The sequence below is a fragment of the Rhizobium sp. SEMIA 4085 genome, from assembly GCF_013004495.1.
Taxonomy (GTDB): Bacteria; Pseudomonadota; Alphaproteobacteria; order Rhizobiales; family Rhizobiaceae; genus Rhizobium; species Rhizobium gallicum.
This window is the reverse complement of the sequence record NZ_JABEPH010000533.1, coordinates 1-2926: the sequence shown is the minus strand read 5'-3', so window position 1 is coordinate 2926 and position 2926 is coordinate 1. Positions and strand designations below refer to the sequence as shown.

The following is a 2926-nucleotide window of genomic DNA, read 5'->3' as shown; positions in this document are numbered from 1 at the left end:
GTTTGTAGCGGATCAGTTCCAGGCACATGTCATCTGGTTCGGCGCTAATCCCATGCTTCCCGGGCGAAGATATATCCTGCGGACGGAAACGGACAGCGTCAGCGCAACGGTCACGGCGCTGAAGCACCAGGTGAATATCAACAGCTTTGCCCGAGAGGCGGCGAAATCCTTGCAGATGAACGAGGTCGGCGTCTGCAACATCTCGACACAGGCGCCGATCGCCTTCGACGCCTACAAGGACAACAGGTCGACCGGCAATTTCATCCTGGTCGACCGGGCGACCAACGCAACGGTCGGCGCCGGCATGATCGACTTCCCACTGCGGCGCGCCGACAATGTCCATTGGCAGGTCACCGACGTGAACAAGGGGGCGCGCGCGGCGACGAAGAGCCAGCGGCCCGGGGTCTTGTGGTTCACGGGCCTTTCCGGCTCGGGAAAGTCGACGATCGCGAACGCGCTCGACCGCCTGCTGCACGCCCGCGGCAAACACACCTATATGCTCGACGGCGACAATGTGCGCCACGGACTGAACCGGGACCTTGGCTTCACCGAAGCCGATCGCGTCGAGAATATCCGCCGGGTGGCAGAGGTTGCCAAGCTCATGGCTGACGCAGGCCTGATCGTTCTCGTCTCCTTGATTTCGCCGTTCCGCGACGAGCGGCGCATGGCGCGCGAATTGATGGAGGAGGACGAGTTCATCGAGATCTTCGTCGACACACCGCTCGACGAGTGCGCCCGGCGTGATCCGAAAGGCCTCTACGAGAAGGCCTTCGCGGGCAAGATCGCGAACTTCACCGGCGTGTCCTCGCCCTATGAGGTCCCTGAGAGCCCTGAGCTGCGTCTCGAAACGGTTGGCCACGAGCCCGCGGCGCTGGCGCTTAAGATCGAACAGTTCCTCGAGAGGAGAATGGAGGAGAAATGACGCTTTAATGCGAAGGCTTGAGCATTTTGCAGGCGGCCACGGCGGTCCCTGGCTATCTAACGACGGGATGATCATTGCTACCCCCGATCGGGGGCACGAACGTCCGAAGCCATATTGGCTTCAGCAGGAGACAGCCGATCACGTGCTCACGGGTCGGCTAACTAACTGGAACGGAGAAAAGATATGTCTGATGCAAAACTGCAAGGCGTGCTTTTGGCTCTTTCGCAGGTGGCGAGACAGTTAAGTGCGGTGCCGTCCAATCAACCGGGCCCGGATGCCAATTGCGTTAAACTAAACACGAATGAGAATCCATTTCCGTTGCCGATGATGGTGATGCAAAGTGCGCTTGCGGCTCTCGAACGGCATTATCTGTATCCCGAAGATGACAATCTCAGCTTGCGGGACGCAGCCGCCAATGCCTATGGCTTCTCCAAGGATCAGGTGATCGCTGGCAACGGCTCGTCTGAACTGCTGGGGCTCATCTACAGAGCTTTCCTGGCTCCGGGCGATAGCGTGGCGATGATGTCGCCAGGTTTTTCGTTCAACCGCAAACTTGCCATGTTGCAGGGTGCTCGATTTCTCGAAATCGGATGGGGCGAAGCTTATTCGTTGCCAATCGGGCAATTGCTTCTCGGTCCCGCAAAAGATGCAAAGTTCATCCTGCTAGCTAATCCGAACAATCCGACTGGGACATTTGTTCCGGTCGCCGATATCGATAGCCTAGCCGCGCAATCCGACCGATTGATAGTGGTGGATGAGGCGTATGTCGATTTTGCACCCGATGATGCTCTGCGGCTTATCAATCGCCATTCGAACCTTCTAGTCTTAAGAACATTTTCGAAAAGCTATGCCGCCGCCGGCATTCGCGTTGGTTTCGGCTTCGGTCATCCTGAACTTATTGGGAGGCTACGCAACCTCCAAAATGTCTTCAACATGAACCTGATCGGCCATGCGGTCGGCATTAGCATCCTTTCGCACCGCGCCGCCTACGACGAGAACCACCGATATATCAAAGATGAAAGACACCGAGCAACCATTGCCCTGTCTCAACTCGGATTTTCTGTGATCCCGTCCCACACAAACTTTTTGCTTGCGCGTGTGCCACCGGGACAAGACGGCAATTGGTGGCAAGCGTCTTTGGAAAGGCAAAAGATACTTGTAGCCGTCTTTCCCGATGATGGCTTGGAAAATTATATCCGCGTCAGCATCGGTACGAAAACGCAAATGGATGCATTCCTTTCCGCCGCCCGTGACATTTCTGAAAGCCTGAAGATGCAGAGTCTGCCGGTTAAGCACCGTTAGTCGCTGCTTGTCGCGCAGACACCACTCAACAGCCAAGACGATATTGCGGGACCTGAGATTTTAAAACAGCACGAGGTCGACGCAACCGTGTCGGGGACTGGTTGTCCCCGGTGCACCATTTGGAGGCCCGCACGTGGATAACGGGCCGAAACCAACCTCTTTGATCACCTGGATTTAGATTTTTTAGTCAAACATTTGGAGACAATCACATGGGAAACGCCTTTCCTTCCAATCTAACCTTCGGCATCTTCGATCATCTCGACGAGGACGGCTGCGACATCGCCCAGCAATATTCAGATCGCCTAAGGTTAGCAGAGGTGTGCGATCACCTTGGTTTTTATGCGTACCATCTCGCTGAGCACCACTGCACCCCGCATGGGAGAGGTCCATCGCCAAATCTGTTCTTATCGAGTGTCGCACAGCGCACGCGTCGGCTTCGTGTCGGGCCCCTCGTCATGCTGCTGCCGCTTTATCATCCGCTGCGGGCGTTCGAAGAAATCTGCATGCTGGACCAATTGAGCGGTGGTAGGGTCGAACTCGGGATAGGGCGCGGCTCTCTCCCGGTCGAGTTGGGTTATTTCGGGATTGGTGCGGAGGCGGCGCCAGGCTGCTACGCGGAAGCCAGTGAAATCCTTGTTAATGCGATGAAAGGCGGCACGCTATCCCATAAAGGCGAGCATTTTGAGCTGAGCGACATTCCTC

3 protein-coding genes are annotated in these 2926 nt (G+C 56.4%); all 3 read left to right on the top strand.

Annotation, left to right across the window (positions count from 1 at the left end; genetic code table 11):
- Positions 1-922 (top strand): adenylyl-sulfate kinase (gene cysC, locus C9413_RS30485; protein WP_170251353.1); only part of this gene is annotated, 922 nt, incomplete at its 5' end.
- A gap of 183 nt (positions 923-1105) precedes the next feature.
- Positions 1106-2224 carry a histidinol-phosphate transaminase gene (locus tag C9413_RS30480; RefSeq protein WP_040114231.1) on the top strand — a complete coding sequence of 373 codons (1119 nt, stop codon included), beginning with the start codon at positions 1106-1108 and terminating at the stop codon, positions 2222-2224.
- Between the two features lie 209 nt (positions 2225-2433).
- The coding region (locus C9413_RS30475; RefSeq protein ID WP_170251352.1) for an LLM class flavin-dependent oxidoreductase at positions 2434-2926 on the top strand (493 nt) is incomplete at its 3' end.

Coding starts and splice junctions, on each gene's coding strand:
- C9413_RS30480 (WP_040114231.1), top strand. CDS start 1,106: ATGTCTGATGCAAAACTGCAAGGCGTGCTTTTGGCTCTTTCGCAGGTG.